Annotated in this window: 16 protein-coding genes and 2 pseudogenes; 13 read left to right on the top strand and 5 right to left on the bottom strand. The window is 41.3% G+C overall.

Going from position 1 to position 19,628, the window contains the following annotated elements; genetic code table 11:
• From ACU0NF_RS11605 to ACU0NF_RS11595, 3 genes and pseudogenes are all read left to right on the top strand, one after another.
• Positions 1–85, top strand: a pseudogene (locus ACU0NF_RS11605) (IS5/IS1182 family transposase); the annotation flags it as partial.
• 86 nt (positions 86–171) lie between these two features.
• On the top strand, positions 172–723 hold the full coding sequence (locus tag ACU0NF_RS11600; protein ID WP_445661215.1) for a hypothetical protein: 552 nt from the start codon (positions 172–174) through the stop codon (positions 721–723).
• A 119-nt stretch (positions 724–842) separates the two neighbouring features.
• On the top strand, positions 843–1,451 hold the full coding sequence (locus tag ACU0NF_RS11595; protein ID WP_445661214.1) for a hypothetical protein: 609 nt from the start codon (positions 843–845) through the stop codon (positions 1,449–1,451).
• 136 nt (positions 1,452–1,587) lie between these two features.
• Here the strand turns inward: ACU0NF_RS11595 and ACU0NF_RS11590 are convergent, their stop codons facing one another.
• The gene (locus ACU0NF_RS11590) at positions 1,588–1,902 is read right to left on the bottom strand and encodes an NGG1p interacting factor NIF3 (RefSeq protein WP_445661213.1); all 315 of its coding nucleotides are present in this window, start codon (positions 1,900–1,902) and stop codon (positions 1,588–1,590) included.
• Positions 1,903–2,275: 373 nt separating this feature from the next.
• On the opposite strand from ACU0NF_RS11590, the gene ACU0NF_RS11585 reads away from it, so the two are divergent.
• Positions 2,276–4,780, top strand: a complete 2,505-nt coding sequence (locus tag ACU0NF_RS11585) for an acyl-CoA dehydrogenase (RefSeq protein WP_445661212.1) — start codon at positions 2,276–2,278, stop codon at positions 4,778–4,780.
• 121 nt (positions 4,781–4,901) lie between these two features.
• Positions 4,902–5,552: a hypothetical protein gene (locus ACU0NF_RS11580; protein WP_445661211.1), complete on the top strand. Its 651-nt coding sequence runs from the start codon at positions 4,902–4,904 to the stop codon at positions 5,550–5,552.
• 163 nt (positions 5,553–5,715) lie between these two features.
• Here ACU0NF_RS11580 and ACU0NF_RS11575 read toward each other — a convergent pair whose 3' ends face one another.
• Positions 5,716–5,847: a KGW motif small protein gene (locus tag ACU0NF_RS11575; RefSeq protein WP_252151541.1), complete on the bottom strand. Its 132-nt coding sequence runs from the start codon at positions 5,845–5,847 to the stop codon at positions 5,716–5,718.
• 221 nt (positions 5,848–6,068) lie between these two features.
• On the bottom strand, positions 6,069–9,899 hold the full coding sequence (gene purL, locus ACU0NF_RS11570) for a phosphoribosylformylglycinamidine synthase (protein ID WP_445661210.1): 3,831 nt from the start codon (positions 9,897–9,899) through the stop codon (positions 6,069–6,071).
• A 581-nt stretch (positions 9,900–10,480) separates the two neighbouring features.
• Here purL and ACU0NF_RS11565 point away from each other — a divergent pair.
• The 3 genes from ACU0NF_RS11565 to ruvB all read left to right on the top strand — a co-directional run bounded on the left by ACU0NF_RS11565 (position 10,481) and on the right by ruvB (position 13,789).
• Positions 10,481–11,821, top strand: coding sequence for a deoxyguanosinetriphosphate triphosphohydrolase (locus tag ACU0NF_RS11565; RefSeq protein WP_445661209.1), 1,341 nt, complete (start codon positions 10,481–10,483; stop codon positions 11,819–11,821).
• A 120-nt stretch (positions 11,822–11,941) separates the two neighbouring features.
• Positions 11,942–12,544, top strand: coding sequence for a Holliday junction branch migration protein RuvA (ruvA, locus tag ACU0NF_RS11560; protein WP_131268024.1), 603 nt, complete (start codon positions 11,942–11,944; stop codon positions 12,542–12,544).
• Between the two features lie 237 nt (positions 12,545–12,781).
• Positions 12,782–13,789 carry a Holliday junction branch migration DNA helicase RuvB gene (gene ruvB / locus ACU0NF_RS11555; RefSeq protein WP_067724937.1) on the top strand — a complete coding sequence of 336 codons (1,008 nt, stop codon included), beginning with the start codon at positions 12,782–12,784 and terminating at the stop codon, positions 13,787–13,789.
• A 14-nt stretch (positions 13,790–13,803) separates the two neighbouring features.
• Here ruvB and ACU0NF_RS11550 read toward each other — a convergent pair whose 3' ends face one another.
• Together ACU0NF_RS11550 and ACU0NF_RS11545 are read right to left on the bottom strand one after the other, a co-directional pair.
• Entirely contained in the window at positions 13,804–14,586 is a 783-nt protein-coding gene (locus tag ACU0NF_RS11550) for a hypothetical protein (RefSeq protein WP_445661208.1), read from the bottom strand.
• A 79-nt stretch (positions 14,587–14,665) separates the two neighbouring features.
• A complete protein-coding gene (locus ACU0NF_RS11545) occupies positions 14,666–15,247 on the bottom strand; it encodes a hypothetical protein (RefSeq protein WP_445661207.1) in 582 nt (193 codons plus the stop codon).
• 311 nt (positions 15,248–15,558) lie between these two features.
• Between ACU0NF_RS11545 and ACU0NF_RS11540 the strand changes: the two genes are divergently transcribed.
• From ACU0NF_RS11540 to ACU0NF_RS11520, 5 genes and pseudogenes are all read left to right on the top strand, one after another.
• Positions 15,559–16,908: an amidohydrolase gene (locus ACU0NF_RS11540; RefSeq protein ID WP_445661216.1), complete on the top strand. Its 1,350-nt coding sequence runs from the start codon at positions 15,559–15,561 to the stop codon at positions 16,906–16,908.
• A gap of 243 nt (positions 16,909–17,151) precedes the next feature.
• Positions 17,152–17,559, top strand: coding sequence for a tol-pal system-associated acyl-CoA thioesterase (ybgC, locus tag ACU0NF_RS11535; protein ID WP_067863715.1), 408 nt, complete (start codon positions 17,152–17,154; stop codon positions 17,557–17,559).
• A 23-nt stretch (positions 17,560–17,582) separates the two neighbouring features.
• Entirely contained in the window at positions 17,583–18,281 is a 699-nt protein-coding gene (tolQ, locus tag ACU0NF_RS11530; protein WP_171535900.1) for a protein TolQ, read from the top strand.
• Positions 18,281–18,730 (top strand): protein TolR, encoded by a 450-nt coding sequence (tolR, locus tag ACU0NF_RS11525; RefSeq protein WP_171535899.1) that lies wholly within the window; start codon positions 18,281–18,283, stop codon positions 18,728–18,730. The genes tolQ and tolR overlap by 1 nt, the downstream gene beginning before the upstream one ends.
• Positions 18,731–18,733: 3 nt before the next feature.
• Positions 18,734–19,628: pseudogene (locus ACU0NF_RS11520) on the top strand (protein TolA); the annotation flags it as partial.

Raw genomic sequence — 19,628 nt, 5'->3', positions numbered from 1 at the left:
TAAGCTAAAGTGTAGCTATGAGGGTGCAGTTGCATTAGCTTGTGTATTTATTTGGCTACCTTTATCGGGTAAATTCTATACTTGAAATGTCAACAGACCCTAAAAGAAAAATGAAAAAAAATACTGTTAGTGAACTTAGTTATTACTATAGTTTTATCAGGCTGTTCAGCTATGCCAATGAAAAATTCAATATCATTTCAGATAAATGATCACTTAAAAGGACAGGACGTTGTTTGCAAAAATAACTGGCCTGAATGTGGCAACTTATCAGGAACACCAGATGCTATAAAAAAGCAAAAATATATTACAACCTATAGTCGCTGTAAGGTTTCTCCTAAAGGTTATGTCCCTGAACAAATTATTATTGAATATGCGCCTTGGTTGACAATGGAACAAGTACAAAAAACATTAGGAGAGTATCCTCAAAAGGCCTTAAGTGACATAGTACTAGGCTTTGCTACAGAAAAAGAGAAAAGTGAACTTGAAATATGGAATACAAAACAACAAGAACTTATAGAAAAAATCCCAGCCACAGCATGGAAACGCATTATATTAACTCCCCTTCAAGAAGTAGAAAAATATAAGTATCAAGTTCCTGAAGGTAAAGGCAACCGTAGTCGAGGCAAAGAGATTCATTACCTCATTTCCCTGAATCCCGATGGTAGTTACGACATAAAAACCAAATTGTATTGGGTCTCAAAATATCAAAAATTCTGGAATTGAACTTCTATAGGTAGTGCGACCACAACAGATGAAGCTATCTAAATTACACACGACTTCAACTGGATCAAAACCAATTATAGGACAGCATTAGCCTTAATCTAATAAGGCAGGAATTTATAATGGTCAAACTCATTAAAACAAGCGTACTTATAAATATAATAATGTTGGTTACGGGATGCGCATCTATGATGAAAAATAGCATTAGTTTCGCAATACACGGGCAAAACAAGAGTTATATTTATAAAAATACATGGCCTGAATGTGCTAATTTTAAGATAAATCCATCATTAAAATACAATGATTTATCAGATAGCTGCAAAGTTTCTCCTGATGGTTATGTCCCTGAACAAATTATTATTGAGTATGCACCTTGGTTAACTTATGAAGATCGGGTAAAAGCTGGTCTAGGGAATGTCAGATCTTTCTTTCGTTTAGATGAGTTATCTAGAGATAAATGGCCATCAGATGAGGTCTTACATGCCCATGCAGACAATATAGAAAAAAAAATAATGACTACTATCGACGACCTCCCTTCTACTGCATGGAAACGAATTGTACTCACTCCTCCTAAGGATGTAGAAAAATTCAAGTATCAAGTTCCTGAAGGTAAAGGTAATTCTCGTCGTGGCAAAAATATCCATTACATCATTTCCTTGAACCCGGATGGTAGCTACGATATAGAAACCAAACTGTACTGGGTTTCAAAATATCAAAAATTCTGGAATTAAACTTCTATAGGTAGTGCGACCAGAGATAATAAAATTGTTCAAATCATAAATGGATCAAAACTCATTACGGGACAGCATTAACCTTTATACCTAAGGCAGGAATTTATAATGATCAAACTCATTAAATTAAGCATAATTACTTAATATCTACCATCTGTATAAACTCAAACGCAGGCTCTTCATAAGGATGGCTGCCCTTAAGCGCTTTTGCGACATTGAATGCTTGATCTTCAGGCACAATGGTTTCTACCCGCCATTCCTCAACATTTTCAAGTTCTCCGACTTCTCCAATAAAGGGATTGGCCCCTTTCACTGGTTTAAATTGTCCTGTACCCAGAACCTGCCAGGCACAATGCTCATAATTGCCAATCCCACCTGCCCCTGCTTGAAACACGGCGTTTTTGGTTGATTCAAGATGAGATTCAGGAACGTAGTAAATGAGTTTAAGCATGCCATTTTTCTCTAAATTCATTGATTGTTATAGTAATACTACATACGCAGGCATCTCTCTGTATGATTTATTACTTATTCAAAGATAATAAAAATCTAAATAGAAAAAGATACAAGTCGCTATTACTTTTCGTGACATTTCTCTTACAGTTCAATCTTTTACACTGTTCAAAAAACACTCTATTTTAAAAATGAGATTTAATTTTATAAATTCGGGATGAAAGTTTTTCATTCACCTCCCGGTCTTAACAACAATATTTTTATTACACCTAAAGTCATTCCAATAAAACAGTGCGAGAAGTTATCTTGCGATTTCCAGATACCCTTTCCTGTTTCTCTGACTTTGAGCCGGTGTAAGCAACTGGAGAAAATAAATGCTATTCATCATCAGTGTGCTTATTCAATTTTTTACAATCTGGGCAGTTTTCTTTTTTGGATTGAGCCGTAATACCGGGGCGATTACGACAATCATTATTGCAGTAGTCACTGCTTTTATTAGCCCCTGGTCGCTGATTTTTGGTATTCCGCTCATCCTCGTTAGTTTAATTGTGATGATTGATTCATTACGGATGGCATTGATTACCAAACCTGCCTATAAGGCTCTGGCGAATGCCATGCCAACAATGAGCACCACTGAGCGCGAAGCTTTGGATGCAGGCACTAGCTGGTGGGAAAAAGACCTGTTTATGGGGGCACCGGACTGGTCTAAGTTTGAAAGCTATCCTTATCCTACTCTTTCGGCAGAAGAACAATCTTTTTTAGATAATGAAGTAGAACATTTATGCTCAATGCTGAATGACTGGGAGATCCATCATCACCTTAAAGACTTGCCGCCTGAAGCCTGGCGCTATATTCGGGAAAATGGTTTTTTAGGCCTGATTATTCCTAAGGAATATGGCGGACGTGCCTTTAGTTCATTTGCGCAAAGCCGGATTATGAGCAAAATTGCCTCCCGCTCATTGACCGCTGCCGTGAGTTGTATGGTACCTAACTCTTTAGGACCGGGCGAGTTACTGCTGCATTATGGAACTGAAGAACAAAAAAACAGATATTTACCCGGCCTAGCCAAAGGTGAAGAAATTCCCTGTTTTGGTCTTACCAGCCCAGAAGCGGGTTCAGACGCTGGCGCAATTCCGGATACCGGTGTTGTCTGTTATGGCGAGTTCGAAGGTCAGCAAGTGCTTGGCTTACGCATGAATTTTTCCAAACGCTGGATTACCCTTGCCCCGATTGCAACAGTGATTGGTTTGGCATTTAAGCTGTATGATCCAGATGGATTATTGGGTGATAAAAACAAGATGGAATATGGCATTACCTGCGCGCTGATTCCTGCCAGCCATGAAGGAGTCAAAGTGGGTGCACGGCACAATCCGGGTTCTCCTTTTATGAATGGGACGGTAGATGGCAAGGATGTGTTTATACCACTGGACTGGATTATTGGCGGTGCTGAAAATATTGGTAAAGGCTGGCGTATGTTAATGGAATGTCTGGCCGTCGGTCGTGGTATTTCCTTACCTGCACTATCGACGGCAGCAAGTGAAATGACCTATTTAACCGTAGGTGCCTTTGCCAAAATCCGGCAGCAATTTAAAATTTCCGTGGGTAAATTTGAAGGTGTGCAGGAAGCCACCAGTGATATTGCCAGTGACACTTACATGCTGGAAGCTTTCCGTTATTTGGTGACCTGTGGCCTGAATCAGGGGGGCAAACCTGCAGTGATGACTGCAATGGCCAAATACTATGCGACTGAGACCATGCGCCGGGTAGTCAATCATGGTATGGATGTGGTTGGTGGTCGTGCCGTACAAATGGGTCCACGCAACTTCCTATCCTTGTATTATCAAACTATTCCCGTGTCGATTACTGTTGAAGGTGCCAATATTCTCAGTCGTTCACTCATGATTTTTGGTCAGGGTTCTATGCGTTGTCATCCTTATCTATTTGAGGAATTACAATTGCTACAAGCTAAGGATAAAGATAATGCCCTGACTACCTTTAACGAGATGCTGTTTAACCACTTAGGTTATACCTTTAACCGTACTGCGCGTGCATTTGCGTATGGATATGTTGGCGGCTCATCGGATGCACCAAAAAGCGTAGATGAATTTACCCGTCCCTATTACAAGATTATTAACCGTTTAAGTGCCAACTTTTCACTGACTGCCGATATGTGTTTAGGTTTACTGGCGGGGGATATTAAACGTAAAGAAATGCTTTCCGGACGCTTGGCAGATATTCATGCCAACCTGTTTATCGGCACAGCGATTCTTAAATATTATGAACATGGCAAAAAAACTGAAGCTGAACAAGTTCATGCAAAACTGGCGCTAGAAAAATCTCTGTTTAATGCGCAAGAAGCTTTTTATGGTCTGTTCGATAACTTCCCTGTCGGCTTTGCGGCGGGCTTAGTCAAGTTTATCTGTTTCCCGCTTGGTCGCCCTGTGAGCAAACCAAATGATGCATTAAAGCGAGAAGCTGGCGAGATCATTATGCAGGACAATGCTTTCCGCGATGAACTGAAAAAACACGTGTTCTATAACACAGAAGAAGATGATGTTACAGGCCGTATGGAATCGACCTTTAACATGTTGCTTGAGTTAGAACCGCTGTGGGAAAAGTTCAAAAAATCCGAATCGAAAGGGCAATTTAAAGGTTTAACTTTTGATGAACGTCTTGCAGATGCGGTAAAGACAGGCTTTATCACTCAGCAGGAAGCATCCAGTCTGCTGACCTATAATGCAAAACGTTACGACAGTATGCTGACTGACGTTTTTGATTCTGAGCTTGATCAAGCTTTGGAACTGGAAAATCCTTATAATGATGAGGAAGAATCAGCGCCTATGCCTGATCCAAAGCAGCAAGAACCGTTAGCACCATAAAAATTTTAGAAATAAAAAACGGCTTATTGAAGCCGTTTTTTATGACTCAAAAAATGATTTTTAGAATAAAATTATCTTATTTTTAAGTATCATGATCGTATTCTGATCATTTATAAAATTTATGAAAAAATATCCACTACTCAATTACATGGGATCTTATGCCCAAGAACTATTATATGAAACAAGTAATAGTGCATTGCTTGGAATACCGGAAGCGTTAAAGAATGCAACTCAAAAAATATATACTCAAGCAAAATTAAATAATGAAGCTTTATATTCCTTTCAAGTAAGAACATTTTTAGAAACATTAGATTTAGATGAAGATGAGATTTCTAAATTTATGCAGGATAATCCTAATCATCAGAGATTAGGGCTAGAGATTTTTAAAATTTTAGAAAATACGTTACTAGAAAAACAGGCTAAAATGAGTGCAAAGGCTTTTAAGCTATATGTTATAAAAGAATGCTCAAGAGAAGAACTCGATAAATACTTTTATATAATTACTAAAATTAGCCGGCATTTAGTTTTGATAATAGATCATTTAAGCAAACTACCTAAGCTGCCTAATGATAATTTTGTGAAATGTAGTGATGGACAAATAGGCTATAAAAAAGCTTCTGATCTTATTGAAAACGCTAATTTAGAGTTAGTTAGTTTTGACTTTATTCGACCTATCATAAATTTAGATCCAGAATCAGATGTTAGAGACCCAACTAAATATTTTATAACTCCATATTTTTATAATTTTTACGAAAACATTTTCAAAGACTAAATCACATGACTAGCGACATGGATGTCGCACGTTTGGTAGGGATATAAGGACGTATCCTCTACCAAACAAAGCATTTTTGTTACTTTTAATGCTTTAAAAGTAAAAGAATCAAAATATACAGCACAAAAAAAACCACCTCTCGGTGGCTTTTTCAAACTAAAAATTAAAAACTTTGAAGCAAATAGCTACCGATCAAGAACAAAATTTGTAACCCGACGACTGCCATAAAAAACATCCAGCCTTTCTTACGTAAAGTCGCTTTATCAACATTTGTATATGTCACAGTTTTTAGCATTGTGTCACCTCACTTAGAGATTCAATCCTGAACTTATATTTAGTGAACCATCTTTCCTCTATATTGCGTCATCATTTTGCACAAAACACAAAAATACTCTTTCACTCCAATATAAAAGCAAAATCCAAACCAAGTCCAGCGGGAGAAATAAAAATTAAATTAAAAATATGTATAAAATAAAAAAGCCACCCGAAGGTGGCTTTTTTCAAAACACTTCAGAATTAACCAATGAACTTACGTGCATTGCGGAACATGCGTAACCATGCCCCATCTTCAGTCCATTCTTCAGGTTTCCATGAATGCTGAATTGCACGGAAGTTACGTTCAGGGTGCGGCATCATAATTGTTGCACGACCGTCCATAGACGTTACACCCGTAATCGCTTCCGGTGAACCGTTCGGGTTCAATGGATATTGCTGTGTAGGGTTACCGAAGCTGTCTACATAACGCAAGCTAACTTGGTTGCCTGCATTTAATGCGGCAATCTTGTCTTCACTTGCAACCACACGACCTTCACCATGCGCAACCGCGATTGGTAAAATCGAACCTTCCATACCGTCTAACAAAATCGAGTGAGATTTTTCAACACGGACGTTAACAGCACGCGCTTCAAAAACTTCTGAAGTGTTGCGGTGGAAACGTGGCCAAGCATCAGCACCCGGAATCAGTGGAGCCAATTGAGACAACATTTGACAACCGTTACAGATCCCTAGAGAGAAGGTTTCTTGACGATTGAAGAATTTCTCGAACTGGTCACGAAGTTTAGGATTGAATAGAACCGATTTAGCCCAACCACCACCTGCGCCCATGACGTCACCGTAAGAGAAACCGCCACAAGTTACCAGACCTTCAAAATCATCCAGACTAATACGACCTGCAATCAAATCACTCATGTGAACATCGACAGTGTTGAAGCCAACTTTGTCGAATGCCGCAGCCATTTCTACATGACCATTTACGCCTTGTTCACGCAAGATCACCATGTTTGGACGACGTGAATTAATAAACGGCGCTTCAACGGGTTCATTCAAGTCAAATGTCGGCTGTGCAATGATGCCTTTGTGGTTCTTGTCTGTGATTAAAGCAAACTCGGAATCCGCAGTTTCGACATTGTCACGTAGACGCTGGATTTGGTGCGACACTTCAGTCCAAGCCACTTGCAGGTCGCTACGTTCAAGTACCAGACCATTGATAGACAATTGATCGGTATTGTTTACACGACCAACAACGCTAATTGCATCTTTCAATACTGATGCAGCAACTTCAGCTTGAAGAGCTTCCCAATCGCTTGCTGCGATTTGAAGTACCGCACCAATTTCTTCGGCAAATAAGCTTTCAGTCGATTGATCTTCAAGCGCTACACCTAAACGTGAAGCAAACATCATCTCTGCAACAGTCGCAAGTAAACCACCATCACCGATGTCATGGTAAGCCTTCACTAAGCCGCGGTTGTTCCAGTCTTGAACCAATGCGAAGAAGGCTTTGAAGTCATCGAAGCTGTCTACGTCAGGCGTCACAGAACCAATGGCTTTGTAAACCTGAGCAAGGATTGAACCGCCTAAACGGAACTGACCTTTAGACAAGTCAATGCGAACCAATACTGAATCTTCATTTTTCAATTCAGGTGTTAATGTTTTACGCACATCACCAACGGGTGCAAATGCAGTAATCACACCGGTCATTGGTGAAGTAACAGCTTTGTCGATGCCTTCATCGTTCCAAGTGGTGCGCATAGACAATGAGTCTTTACCCACTGGAATCGCGATACCCAAGGCTGGACACATTTCCATACCGATGGCTTTAACACCTTCAAATAATGCCTGATCTTCGCCTTTTTGACCTGCAGCCGCCATCCAGTTCGCAGACAATTTAATGTCGCTAATCTGTTCAATGTTGGCACACATGATATTTGAAATTGACTCAGCCACAGCCAAACGTGCAGAAGCAGCAGGATTGAGCAATGCAACTGGAGGACGTTCACCCATCGCCATGGCTTCACCTGTGTAACCGACAAGGCTGGTGGTGGTTACTGCAGCATCCGCTACAGGAACTTGCCAGCGACCGACCATCTGGTCACGTGCAACCATACCGGTAATCGAACGGTCACCAATGGTGATCAGGAACGATTTACTTGCTACTGTCGGGTTCTTAAGAACGCGGTAGATCGCATCTTTTAAATCAACATTTGCAGCAGTGAAATCATCGCCTTTACGTTCGATGGTCTCGAAAGTACGGCTCATGCGAGGTGTACCCCCCAGCATGACTTGCATTGGCATATCCACAGCTTTGTTATCAAACAATGGATCTTCAACGGTCAAATGACGCGCTTCAGTTGCTTCACCGAGTACTGCAAACGGACAACGTTCACGTGCACAGATTGATTCAAACAATTCTAGTGAAGATGGACGAATCGCCAATACATAACGTTCTTGCGCCTCATTCGACCAGATTTCCATTGGAGACATGCCTGGCTCTAATGAAGGAATCTTACGAAGATTCAGGACTGCACCCAATTCGTGATCGTTCACCAGCTCAGGCATCGCATTCGATACACCGCCCGCACCGACATCATGCACAGATACGATTGGGTTGTAATCTTCCATACGCCAGCAAGTATCAATCACTTCTTGGCAACGGCGTTCCATTTCTGGGTTTTCACGTTGTACAGATGCGAAATCCAGGTTTTCACCGAGTTTACCGCTGTCTACAGAAGATGCCGCACCACCGCCCAAGCCGATCAGCATTGCAGGACCGCCAAGAACGATCAATAAATCGCCCGGTTGAATTGGATCTTTTTCTACATGGTCAGGACGGATGTTACCGTAACCACCGGCAATCATAATCGGTTTGTGGAAACCTTTTACATCGCCATTTACATTTTGTTCGAAAGTACGGAAGTAACCATTTAACGCAGGACGACCAAATTCGTTATTAAACGCAGCACCACCTAAAGGACCATCAATCATGATCTGTAGTGGAGACGCCATACGCGATGGTTTGCCGTAGTTGTCTTCCCAAGGTTGTTCAAACCCGGGAATATTCAGGTTAGACACGGTAAAACCGGTTAAACCCGCTTTTGGTTTACCGCCACGCCCTGTTGCGCCTTCGTCACGAATTTCACCACCTGAACCTGTCGCAGCACCGGCAAATGGTGCAATCGCTGTTGGATGGTTGTGGGTTTCCACTTTCATGAGGATATGAGCAGCCTGGCTCTTGTATTTATAAACGTGGTGACCGTTTTCATCCGGTTTTGGATAGAAACGTTGTGTGTCATAACCCACGATTACAGAGGCGTTGTCTTTATATGCGGACAACACATCTGCAGGTGATTCTTTATAGGTGTTCTTGATCATCTGGAACAATGATAATGGCTGTTTTTCACCATCAATGGTCCATTCTGAACCGAAGATTTTATGACGGCAATGCTCAGAGTTTGCTTGAGCAAACATCATCAGCTCGATGTCATGTGGGTTGCGACCCATCTTGGTAAAAGCTTCAGTCAGGTAGTCGATTTCTTCATCAGACAATGCAAAACCAAATTCAGAGTTGGCTTTCACCAGTGCTTCTTTACCTTGACCTAAAATATCAATGCTATTTAAAGGTTTTGGTTCAGTCTCGTTAAATAAAGCAGCGGCATCCTCAATTTGATTGAAAACGCTTTCAGTCATGCGGTCATGCAATGCCAGTTTTACTTCATTCGATATTTCAGAAACACCCTTTAAAGTAAACAAAACACCGCGTTCAAGGCGGTGTATCGGGGTATTACAGTTGGCAAAAATATCAGTCGCTTTAGAAGACCACGGAGAGATTGTCCCCAAACGCGGTGTTACAAGAATTTGAATTTCATCACTTGCCGCTTGGCGAACTTCAAAAGACGCACCGTCATTTAACAGTTGTAATGCAGATTGATGCTGCTGCTCGTTGAGCGCTTGATCAAACAGATAAATCCATTGACTTTCAATTGATTGAACAGAACTCATTGACGCTAAACGGTTTAAGAGTTGAGTTTTCTTAAAAGAAGAGTGTGCTGGTGCACCGGCCACGATAAACATGCTGATTTTGGCTCCACGGGCAGGTCTTTTGGACCATACCGCCAATGTGACTTAGAGAGAGCGCATATTCTACTTCGTATTGACTAAATCAGCTAGATAGAAATTCACGAATGTGCCATCTATTCATACAAGAATCTTGAAGAATACTTTAATTTTCAGATAAAAATTTTGAATTTCATCGCGATCGGATTCTTTAGCATCTTGTTTCTAAATGTGATTTAAAATGGGTAGAGTGATTACCCATCAAGGTTTTTCAGCAGATGAACCACCGCCGCTGCTACAATTTTAAATGATTGCAGATCAACCTGATCAACGCTGTCACAAGGATTGAGATCACACGATGAAAACTCAAACACACCTGCTTTCATTTGTTCATTAAATAGAATAATCGAGCTTCAAGACCGTAACATTCTCCGACTTTGAACCCGCATAATCAATGTGATTAAAAGCATTCAGAAAACATGAAGCATTTTCCTGCCTGTTGATATGCTCTATTCAAAAGACAAATCATGTCGCACCACTCTAGTCTGTTTGGCTTTTTTTTGGCATGATGATTTCAGGTCATTACTGAATAATCATAAATGGAACAAATGCGTTGGTTAGAATTACTTTCAACAGTTCGTATTGGTAGCAAAAAGCAAAGTACAGAACAGGCACGTAGCCCCTTTCATAAAGATTATGACCGCATTATTTTCTCACAAAGTTTTCGCCAGCTAAACCGTAAAACCCAGGTTCATCCGCTGACACAGCATGACGGTATTCATACCCGTTTGACCCATTCACTGGAAGTGTCCTGTATTGGCCGTTCACTTGGCATGCTGGCAGCTGAAAAAATTAAAGATCAACTTCCGGTGTGGATTTCCCCTGCTGATGTCGGGGCGATCATTCAGGCAGCTTGCCTTGCCCATGATATTGGTAATCCACCTTTTGGACATGCCGGTGAATATGCGATTCGTGAATGGTTTGATGATGCATCCCATGGCAACTTTTTAGCAAAGCTCACGCCTGAGGAACAAGCCGATGTACGCCAGTTTGAAGGCAATGCTCAAGGTTTACGCTTGCTGACCAAAATTGACTACCATCCCAATGATGGCGGCATGCGTCTAACTTACGCAACCTTAGGGGCTTACTTAAAGTACCCATGGCTGTCTAAAACCATTGCCTCGCAAGGTGACCGCCCTGCCAGTCAACGGGCAAAGTTTGGTTGTTATCAGTCTGAAAAAGAGATTTTGAAGCAAATTGCAGAGCAGCTTGGTTTAATCCAACTGGGTGAATATCACTATTGCCGTCACCCACTGACCTATTTACTGGAAGCGGCAGATGACATTTGCTATGCCCTGATTGACCTTGAGGATGGCATTATTTTAAATATGCTGTCTTATGAAGAAGTGGAACCGATTTTCCTCGACCTGATTGCAGATTATGGAACACCTCAGGAACTTTCCATGGAAACCACCACCTGGCAGCAAAAAATTGCCGCTTTACGTGGTCGGGTGATGAAACGTCTGGTGGACGAAGTAACCACAGCCTTTGCCAAACATCACTTTGAGATTTTGTCTGGGCAACTCAAAGGCAGCTTGTTGCAATATTGCTCCCAAGATATTGAACGCGGTATTAACCGGGCGAAGAACCTGGCGCGTGACAAAATTTTTGAACATCCACAAAAAGCCGGACTGGAGATTATTGCCCATCAAAGTCTGCAAAATATTTTAGATGCCTTTATTCCTTTGACCACGCCGCATAAGACTTTAAGTTTTAAGGAACAGCGCTTGATGTCGATGCTGCAACGTGCCGGGGTCAATTTTGAAAATAATCACTATGAAAATATTATGCAGGTTTTGGATATTATTTCGAAGTTTTCAGACCATCAGGCCTATAACCTGTCGCAAGAGCTACAAGGCAATAAAGCCGGCTTAATTTAAAGATTTCGCAGATATTTTGACCAGAATTTTTGTTAAATTTAAAAAACATGCGTGTGCATTTTGCCTTTCATGCAAATGCTCACTACTATGCAAGCAACGATAGATAAGTGAAAAATTAAAATGATTGGATGTCTCATTGGTGAAGTATTTGCTTTGGAAGCACCGACCGTCTTACTCAATGTAAATGGCGTGGGCTATGAAGTGGATACACCGCTTTCTACATTTTGCCAATTGCAAAAAGGGCAAAAAGTGACTTTATGGACGCATTTAACCGTTCGTGAAGATGCACAATTGCTTTACGGTTTTTTAGATGCACAAGAGAAAACCATTTTCCGTACTTTACTTAAAGTAAACGGCGTTGGTCCTAAAATGGCGTTGGGTATTTTATCGACTCTGAGTATCGACCTGCTCATTCATACCGTTGAAAATGAAGATCTGAATACACTGGTTAAGGTTCCAGGTGTGGGTAAAAAGACCGCTGAACGCCTGATGATTGAACTTCGCGACCGCTTTAAAGCCATGTCTTCAGGCAATGTCCCGACTAATTCAACAGCACCACAAATTCAGTTTATGGGGAATTCGGCTGTTGCTGAAGCAGAAGCAGCGTTGCAATCATTGGGTTATAAACCTGCTGAAGCTCAAAAACTGATTAATGCCGTGAAAGGTGATTACACCGAAGCCGGCGATATTATCCGTGCAGCATTAAAGTCGATGAACAAATAAGTAGCATCCTCATTATTAAAAATACTGTACTCATTTTGAGGCGCTTAAGGTGACATGGATGTCACCTGTTAAACTGTGCTACAAGGAAGTAGCATCAGTTTAACAAAAGGGTTTTGTTACTTTTGCCCTATCAAAAGTAAATATTGCCTACGCAAAGGCAAAACGAGTCCGAGAGATTTTTTGAGGCTGTGAATTTATCCAGCTCAAATCAACCATGTAGGGATAGATTCAATAAATATGCAAGACCGTCTCATCAGTGGTTCTGAAAAACCCGAAGATCATTTTGATCGTGCCATTCGCCCCACTTCACTGGATGACTATGTTGGTCAACCGGTGGTACGTGAGCAAATGGAAATCTTTATTGGCGCAGCACGTGGCCGTGGTGAAGCACTTGACCATACCTTGATTTTTGGCCCACCCGGTTTGGGTAAAACCACACTTGCCAATATTATCGCGCGGGAAATGGGCGGTAATTTAAAATCGACTTCTGGCCCAGTACTGGAACGTGCCGGTGATTTGGCAGCCATGCTGACCAATCTGGAAGAAGGTGACGTTTTATTTATCGATGAAATTCATCGTCTTTCTCCAGTGATTGAAGAAATTCTCTATCCTGCAATGGAAGATTACCAACTCGACATTATGATTGGTGAAGGACCGGGTGCACGTTCAATTAAACTAGATTTACCACCGTTTACTTTAGTGGCTGCAACAACTCGTGCAGGCTTACTCACCTCTCCGCTACGTGACCGTTTCGGTATTGTGCAGCGTTTAGAATTTTATTCGGTTGAAGATTTAACCCATATTGTGACACGTTCAGCATCGTTAATGGATGTTCCCATGACGGGTGATGGTGCCAAAGAAATTGCCCGTCGTGCGCGTGGTACGCCACGTATTGCCAACCGTTTACTTCGTCGTGTGCGTGACTATGCACAAGTCAAAGGCAACGGTGAAGTCAATCAGGATATGGCGCAACGTGCGCTGGATATGTTGAAAGTCGATAAAGATGGTTTAGACACTTTAGACCGTCGTTATTTAAGCATGTTGTTAGAACGTTTTGATGGCGGTCCTGCCGGTGTGGAAGCGTTGGCTGCTGCCATGGCGGAAGATTCAGGCACATTGGAAGATGTGATTGAACCATATTTGATTCAGCAAGGTTATGCGATGCGTACTGCGCGTGGACGTATTGCAACCAATATGGCGTATTTGCAGTTTGGGATGACACCACCTGAGCCGAAAGATAAATGATTAAAAAAAGCAGCTTAGGCTGCTTTTTTTTCTTTATATAATTCTGTCATTTCATTATTTATTAAAGTATTTAGAAGGCCTTGTGTATACCCAAAACTTTCTACAAATTCATTTAATTTTGTTTTAGAATTTTGAAATTCAGTACCAATTGATGCATATAAGTCAAATGCAGATATTTGTACTGTAAATAAATTATTTCTAACCGTATTATGCAGCTCTTTATCATAATCAAGATGTACCATTATTTTTGAAATTAATGCATTTAATTCATCTACTCTAATTCTTACAACTTCTTGTACTTCCTTCTTTTGTTTATCAGTTAAGTTTAAATTGTAATATGTATGGATACTTGAAATAGATTCATTATTAACTTTAATTGCCCAATAATAATATTCTGAAACAATTTCTCTAAATATTGATAATTCATTAAAACCATTATTTATTTGCAATTCCCTTATCTTTAATTCACTTTGTGAACTAATAAGCAATTTATTAGATTCGAGCATAATTTTTTCGGAACTCTTTATCTGAGCAATAACCGTATCAAAAGACTGTTTAGTTAAATCAAAACTTTTCCGCCCGTACCAATAGGCTAGCCATGTTGCCAATGCTCCTAAAATAAGAGCAATCGCTACTGAAAGTGCAAAAGAGGAAATGGCTGTTTTATCTGTTGAAGCATTCAACTCCATGTGTGTTTTAGCGGGCTGTTGTAAAACAATCGTTTGTACATTTGGCTGTTGCGGTACTGTCCACGGAAGCTGAATCATTAACGCTTGTTTGCCTTCTTGTTCTGCCATATTTCCCTAACTTGATTTTTTAAATAGCTGTTGGGAATATCTTAAAGGTTTTTTCTTTTTATTTTAATCAATTAGATACTTATAAATTAGAGATAACACGTACCTCTTCCACCAACATCAACTCACACGCACCGCCACCTGTATCTTCCCGGCTTAAAGAACTACGCCAAGTCCATCCATCTGAAGACTTCACTTCCACCAACTGCCCTTTTAAATAAATCAAATCATCTTGATCAATTTGAGCAAGCTGTTTGGCAATGGCTTTGGTTGCAGGAATCAAATGCGTATTAGCACTTTGCGTTTCAATTTCACGTACAGGAATGGGTGGAGCATTTTCATAACGCCAATGATACCAACGGTTGCTTTGCCGGATAGATAACTTTTTATAAACATCAGGATCAGCCATTTTGTCCCATCCCAAAGCAAAATCGACCGGGCTAATCTCAGCTTCACGTCCAAAGTTATAGTTTTCTTTAGATAAAACCCGAAACTCTCCCGTATAAGGCTGCAAATTGGTCATGCTATAGCCATTAAACTGATGAATCCCCGCTGTGGTCTGATAATCAGCTGCATCTGAAATACCTTTATCCGGTTTCAGCCAATAATTCCACAGTGCAAAGCCAATGGCGAAAATAACTATATATTTAAAAAAGCGACTCATCTAAATCTCGAATGTTTAGCTAGGCTGTAATAACTTAATAAATTGAATCGAATTAAAGCTCTGGGACACAGATCCAAAAACTAACTCTTATAACAACCGCAACTTATTAGATGTTAATTTCAAAGTAAAATACATAAATTTACAAAGCAAAATTATAAATAAAAACCTTTTATTCCAATCACTAAAATAAAGCATACCTTAAAGGTATATTTAAGATACCTACAGGGTTTTGGTTAAATTTAAAACAATATGCAATTCTATAGAGTCACTTTAACTATTTCAAACTATTAAGGTTCTCCCAAAATATGAACATGTACAAGCAGATCTCCCTTTGTCTTCCCCTTATCCTTTGCAGCCAACTGAGCTTTGCAGACTGGATTGATGATTCCGTTAAAAATGTTGAAGCACATACTATTAAGCTTCGCCAACATATTCATCAACATCCTGAACTTGGAAATATGGAATTCAAAACTTCTGAGCTGGTACAAAAAGAGTTAAAATCTTATGGCATTGAAGTACGTAAAGGCTATGCCAAGACAGGTGTGATTGGTGTACTTAAAGGGGCAAAACCGGGTCCAGTGATGGCATTACGTGCAGATATGGATGCCCTGCCGATTGAAGAAAAAACTGGACTCCCGTATGCCAGTAAAGCCAAAGCCATTTATCAAGGCGCAGAAACTCATGTTATGCACGGCTGTGGTCATGATGCACATACCGCAATGTTACTGGGTGCCGCCAAAGCTTTAGCCGCCAATAAAGATAAAATTGCAGGTACTGTGGTATTTGTATTCCAACCGGCTGAAGAAGGTGGTGCCGATATTGATAACTTTACCCAAGGTCATTTAATCGGTTCACGTAAAATGATTGCCGATGGCGCATTGAACAATCCAAAACCGGAAGTGATTTTTGGAATGCACGTGATGGCAGGCATGCCAAGTGGCAATATCCTGTATAAAGATGGCGCGATTCTGAACAGTGCCGACCACTTACGCATTCAAGTGAATGGTAAACAGGTACATGGCTCTATGCCTTGGCTTGGTCGTGACCCAATCTATGCGTCTTCACAAATGATCAACAACATGCAAAGTTTAATCAGTCGTACTGCAGATTTAACCAAAGGTATGGGCGTAGTCAGTATTGGCAGTATCCACGGTGGAACAACAGGTAATGTCATTCCCGATCAGGTGAATATGGTCGGCACCATTCGCTCCAACAGTGAAGATGTCCGTCAGGGCATTTTGAAAACTTTACCGAAAATGGTCGAACATAATGCCGCAGCCAACGATGTCACAGCAAAAGTGGAAATTGCGCCATATGCGCCAGTCACCAACAATGACAAAAGCTTAACCCAGCTGATGCAACCCACGCTTGCCCAAGTCAATGGCGAAGATAAACTGCATGTTCTGGACAACAATGCCAGTGCCAGTGAGGACTTTGCCTATTATGGACAGCTCATGCCGTCCTTATTTGTCTTTTTGGGCGCAACGCCTGCCGATCAGGACATGACGAAAGCCGCACCTAACCATAACCCGTTATTCATCGTCGATAATGCAACTTTAAAAACTGGGGTAGAAAGCCATGTGCGCTTCATCCTTGATTATCCAAAAGTTGCCGAACAGGTACAGTCAGACTGGAAAAAGATGCAAGCTGCGAAAAAATAAAGTACATTTTTAAAAGGTGAGCATCTTTTGCTCACCTTTTTTATATCTAAAGGTTTTGTTGAGTAAATATAGAATAGATTTCATTTGAAACCTTGTGCCATTGGACTAAAAACTCAAGCTGCTAAACTGCAACGCGTTACACAGCTTGACTCTTAGCGAAAAAAACGTCATTTTCACAGATCTTTTAAGCCGCTAAAAGTACAGCTAAAACCATAAAACTGAATTGAAAAACGGGACACAATCATGGCGAATAAATTCGAATTCAACATTCGTGTATATATTGAAGACACTGATGCAGGTGGCATTGTCTATCACGCGAATCATATTCGTTTTATGGAACGTACTCGTACCGAATGGCTGCGCGCATCGGGTGTGGATCATTATTGGCACCAAAAAGATTACAACTTTGTGGTCCATAAAATTAACGTGAAATATTCACGCCCAATCTTGATGGATGACCTCATTACCGTGACTGCAAGTGTAGTTTCGTGTAAAGCGACATCATTTGTATTGCAACAAAATATTTATCGTGGTGAAATCATGCTTGCATCTGGCGAGGTCGAGTTGGCATGTATAAGTGCAGAAATGAAACCTCGTAGACTTCCAGACGAAATTCGTGAACTAATTCTTAAAGAGTTAGAACAAGACTAAAAAATTTATTGGCACATGTAACTATGGCAACAGAACTAGAATCATCTTTACACATATCAGATCTTATTTTACACGCAAGTCCCATCGTTCAACTGGTAATGCTCGTGCTACTGCTGGCATCTTTATACAGTTGGTATCTGATTGCCAAGTTACATATGAGTTATAAAAAAGCCCAGGCAGATGATGAACATTTCCAAAAAATCTTCTGGTCTGGCGCTGAACTCAATACGCTATACAACAATGCCCAGCTCAATTCCAAACGTACCGGTCTGGAAGATATCTTCTATCAAGGTATAGGCGAGTTTTTTAAACTGAAAAAATACCAAGCCCCGAATACGCAAACGATTGAAGGTACTGAACGTATTTTACGTGTCGGTCTAAGTCGTGACCAAGGTTTGCTTGAACAAGGTTTAGGTGCACTTGCCAGCATTGGTTCTGTTGCACCTTATATCGGTCTGTTCGGTACCGTTTGGGGCATTATGAATGCCTTCATTGGTCTGGCTGATGTTGATCAAGTGACTTTGGCAACGGTTGCTCCGGGTATTGCCGAAGCCCTGATTGCAACCGCGATTGGTCTGTTTGCTGCAATTCCTGCTGTATTGGCATTTAACCATTACACCTCCAAAGGTGAAACAGTCTATTCCAACCGTGCATTATTTGCTGAAGAAATGGTGGCGCTATTACAACGTCAAACTGTGAGTTCTGCACAGGAAAATGACTAATGGCAATTCAGCGTTCTGGACGCTTTGAGCGGGTCAAAAAACCACTAAAAAGTGAGATGAATGTCGTCCCTTATATTGACGTCATGCTGGTACTTTTGGTGATTTTTATGGTCACAGCACCCATGATCACCAGTGGGATCAAAGTCGATTTACCTCAAGCCAATGGCAATCCCATCGAATCTAAAGATGCGCCCACAATCGTGACGCTGGATCAGGATGGTCTGTATTATCTGGAATATAAAAACCAGAAAACGGGTCCTGTTGATCTGGCTCAGTTGACGAGTGTTTTAGTCGAGGCACAAACTCAAGCCAAAAATGATAATAAGGAAATGAATGTCGTCATTAATGGTGCGACCACGCGTCCCTATGGAGATGTCATGGCTTTAATGTCTGGTCTTCAAGATGCTGGTTTAACACAAGTTAGCTTACTCACTAAGCCTTTAGAATAAAGTATGAAAGATTTGAAAAAGCCACAATCCAAAGAAAAAACAATTGCACTTGGATTTACCCTCGGAATCCATGCTGTGGCAATCACTGGCTTACTTTTTTTGGGCATGAGTAAACCTGTCGAACCGCCTAAACAAATTAAAATGGTTTTGGTCACGCCTGAGGACTTGCTCCCTCCCGATCCTGTGCCTTTAGAACAGACGGACTCGACTGAAACGGCACATGAAAAACTTGCAGAACAAGTTCAACAAACGGCAAAACCGAGTGTTGAACCTGCACCTGTTATTCCAGTTGCGCAGCCTAGCCCTCCTACTCCTACTCCTACTCCTACTCCAGCACCAGCACCAGCACCAGCACCAGCACCAGCACCAGCACCAGCACCAGCACCAGCAAAGCCTGATGCAAATAAGGCTGCACAGGAAGCTAAAGCTGCGGCTGAAGCAGTGCAAAAAGCGGAACGACAAGCCGCCGAAAACGCAAAAAATGCTGCAGCAAACAAGTTAAAAGCTCAAGCAGATGCTCAAGCCAAGGCAAAAGCCGAGGCTGCTGAAAAAGCCCGAGCTGATAGCGCTGCGAAAGCTAAATCTGACGCGGCTGAAAAAGCGAAAGCAGACGCTGCTGCGAAGGCCAAAGCTGATGCTATTAATAAAGCTAAAACTGATGCCGCCAATAAAGCCAAAGCCGACGCTGCCAATAAAGCCAAAGCTGATGCAGCAAATAAAGCCAAAGCCGATGCCGCCAATAAAGCCAAAGCCGATGCCGCCAATAAAGCCAAAGCCGATGCGGCTAATAAAGCAAAAGCCGACGCTGCCAATAAAGCCAAAGCCGACGCTGCCAATAAAGCCAAAGCCGACGCTGCCAATAAAGCCAAAGCCGACGCTGCCAATAAAGCCAAAGCCG

This window comes from Acinetobacter sp. F16 (assembly GCF_052712855.1).
The sequence above is the reverse complement of the archived record's forward strand: the minus strand, read 5'-3'. Positions and strand labels throughout refer to the sequence as shown.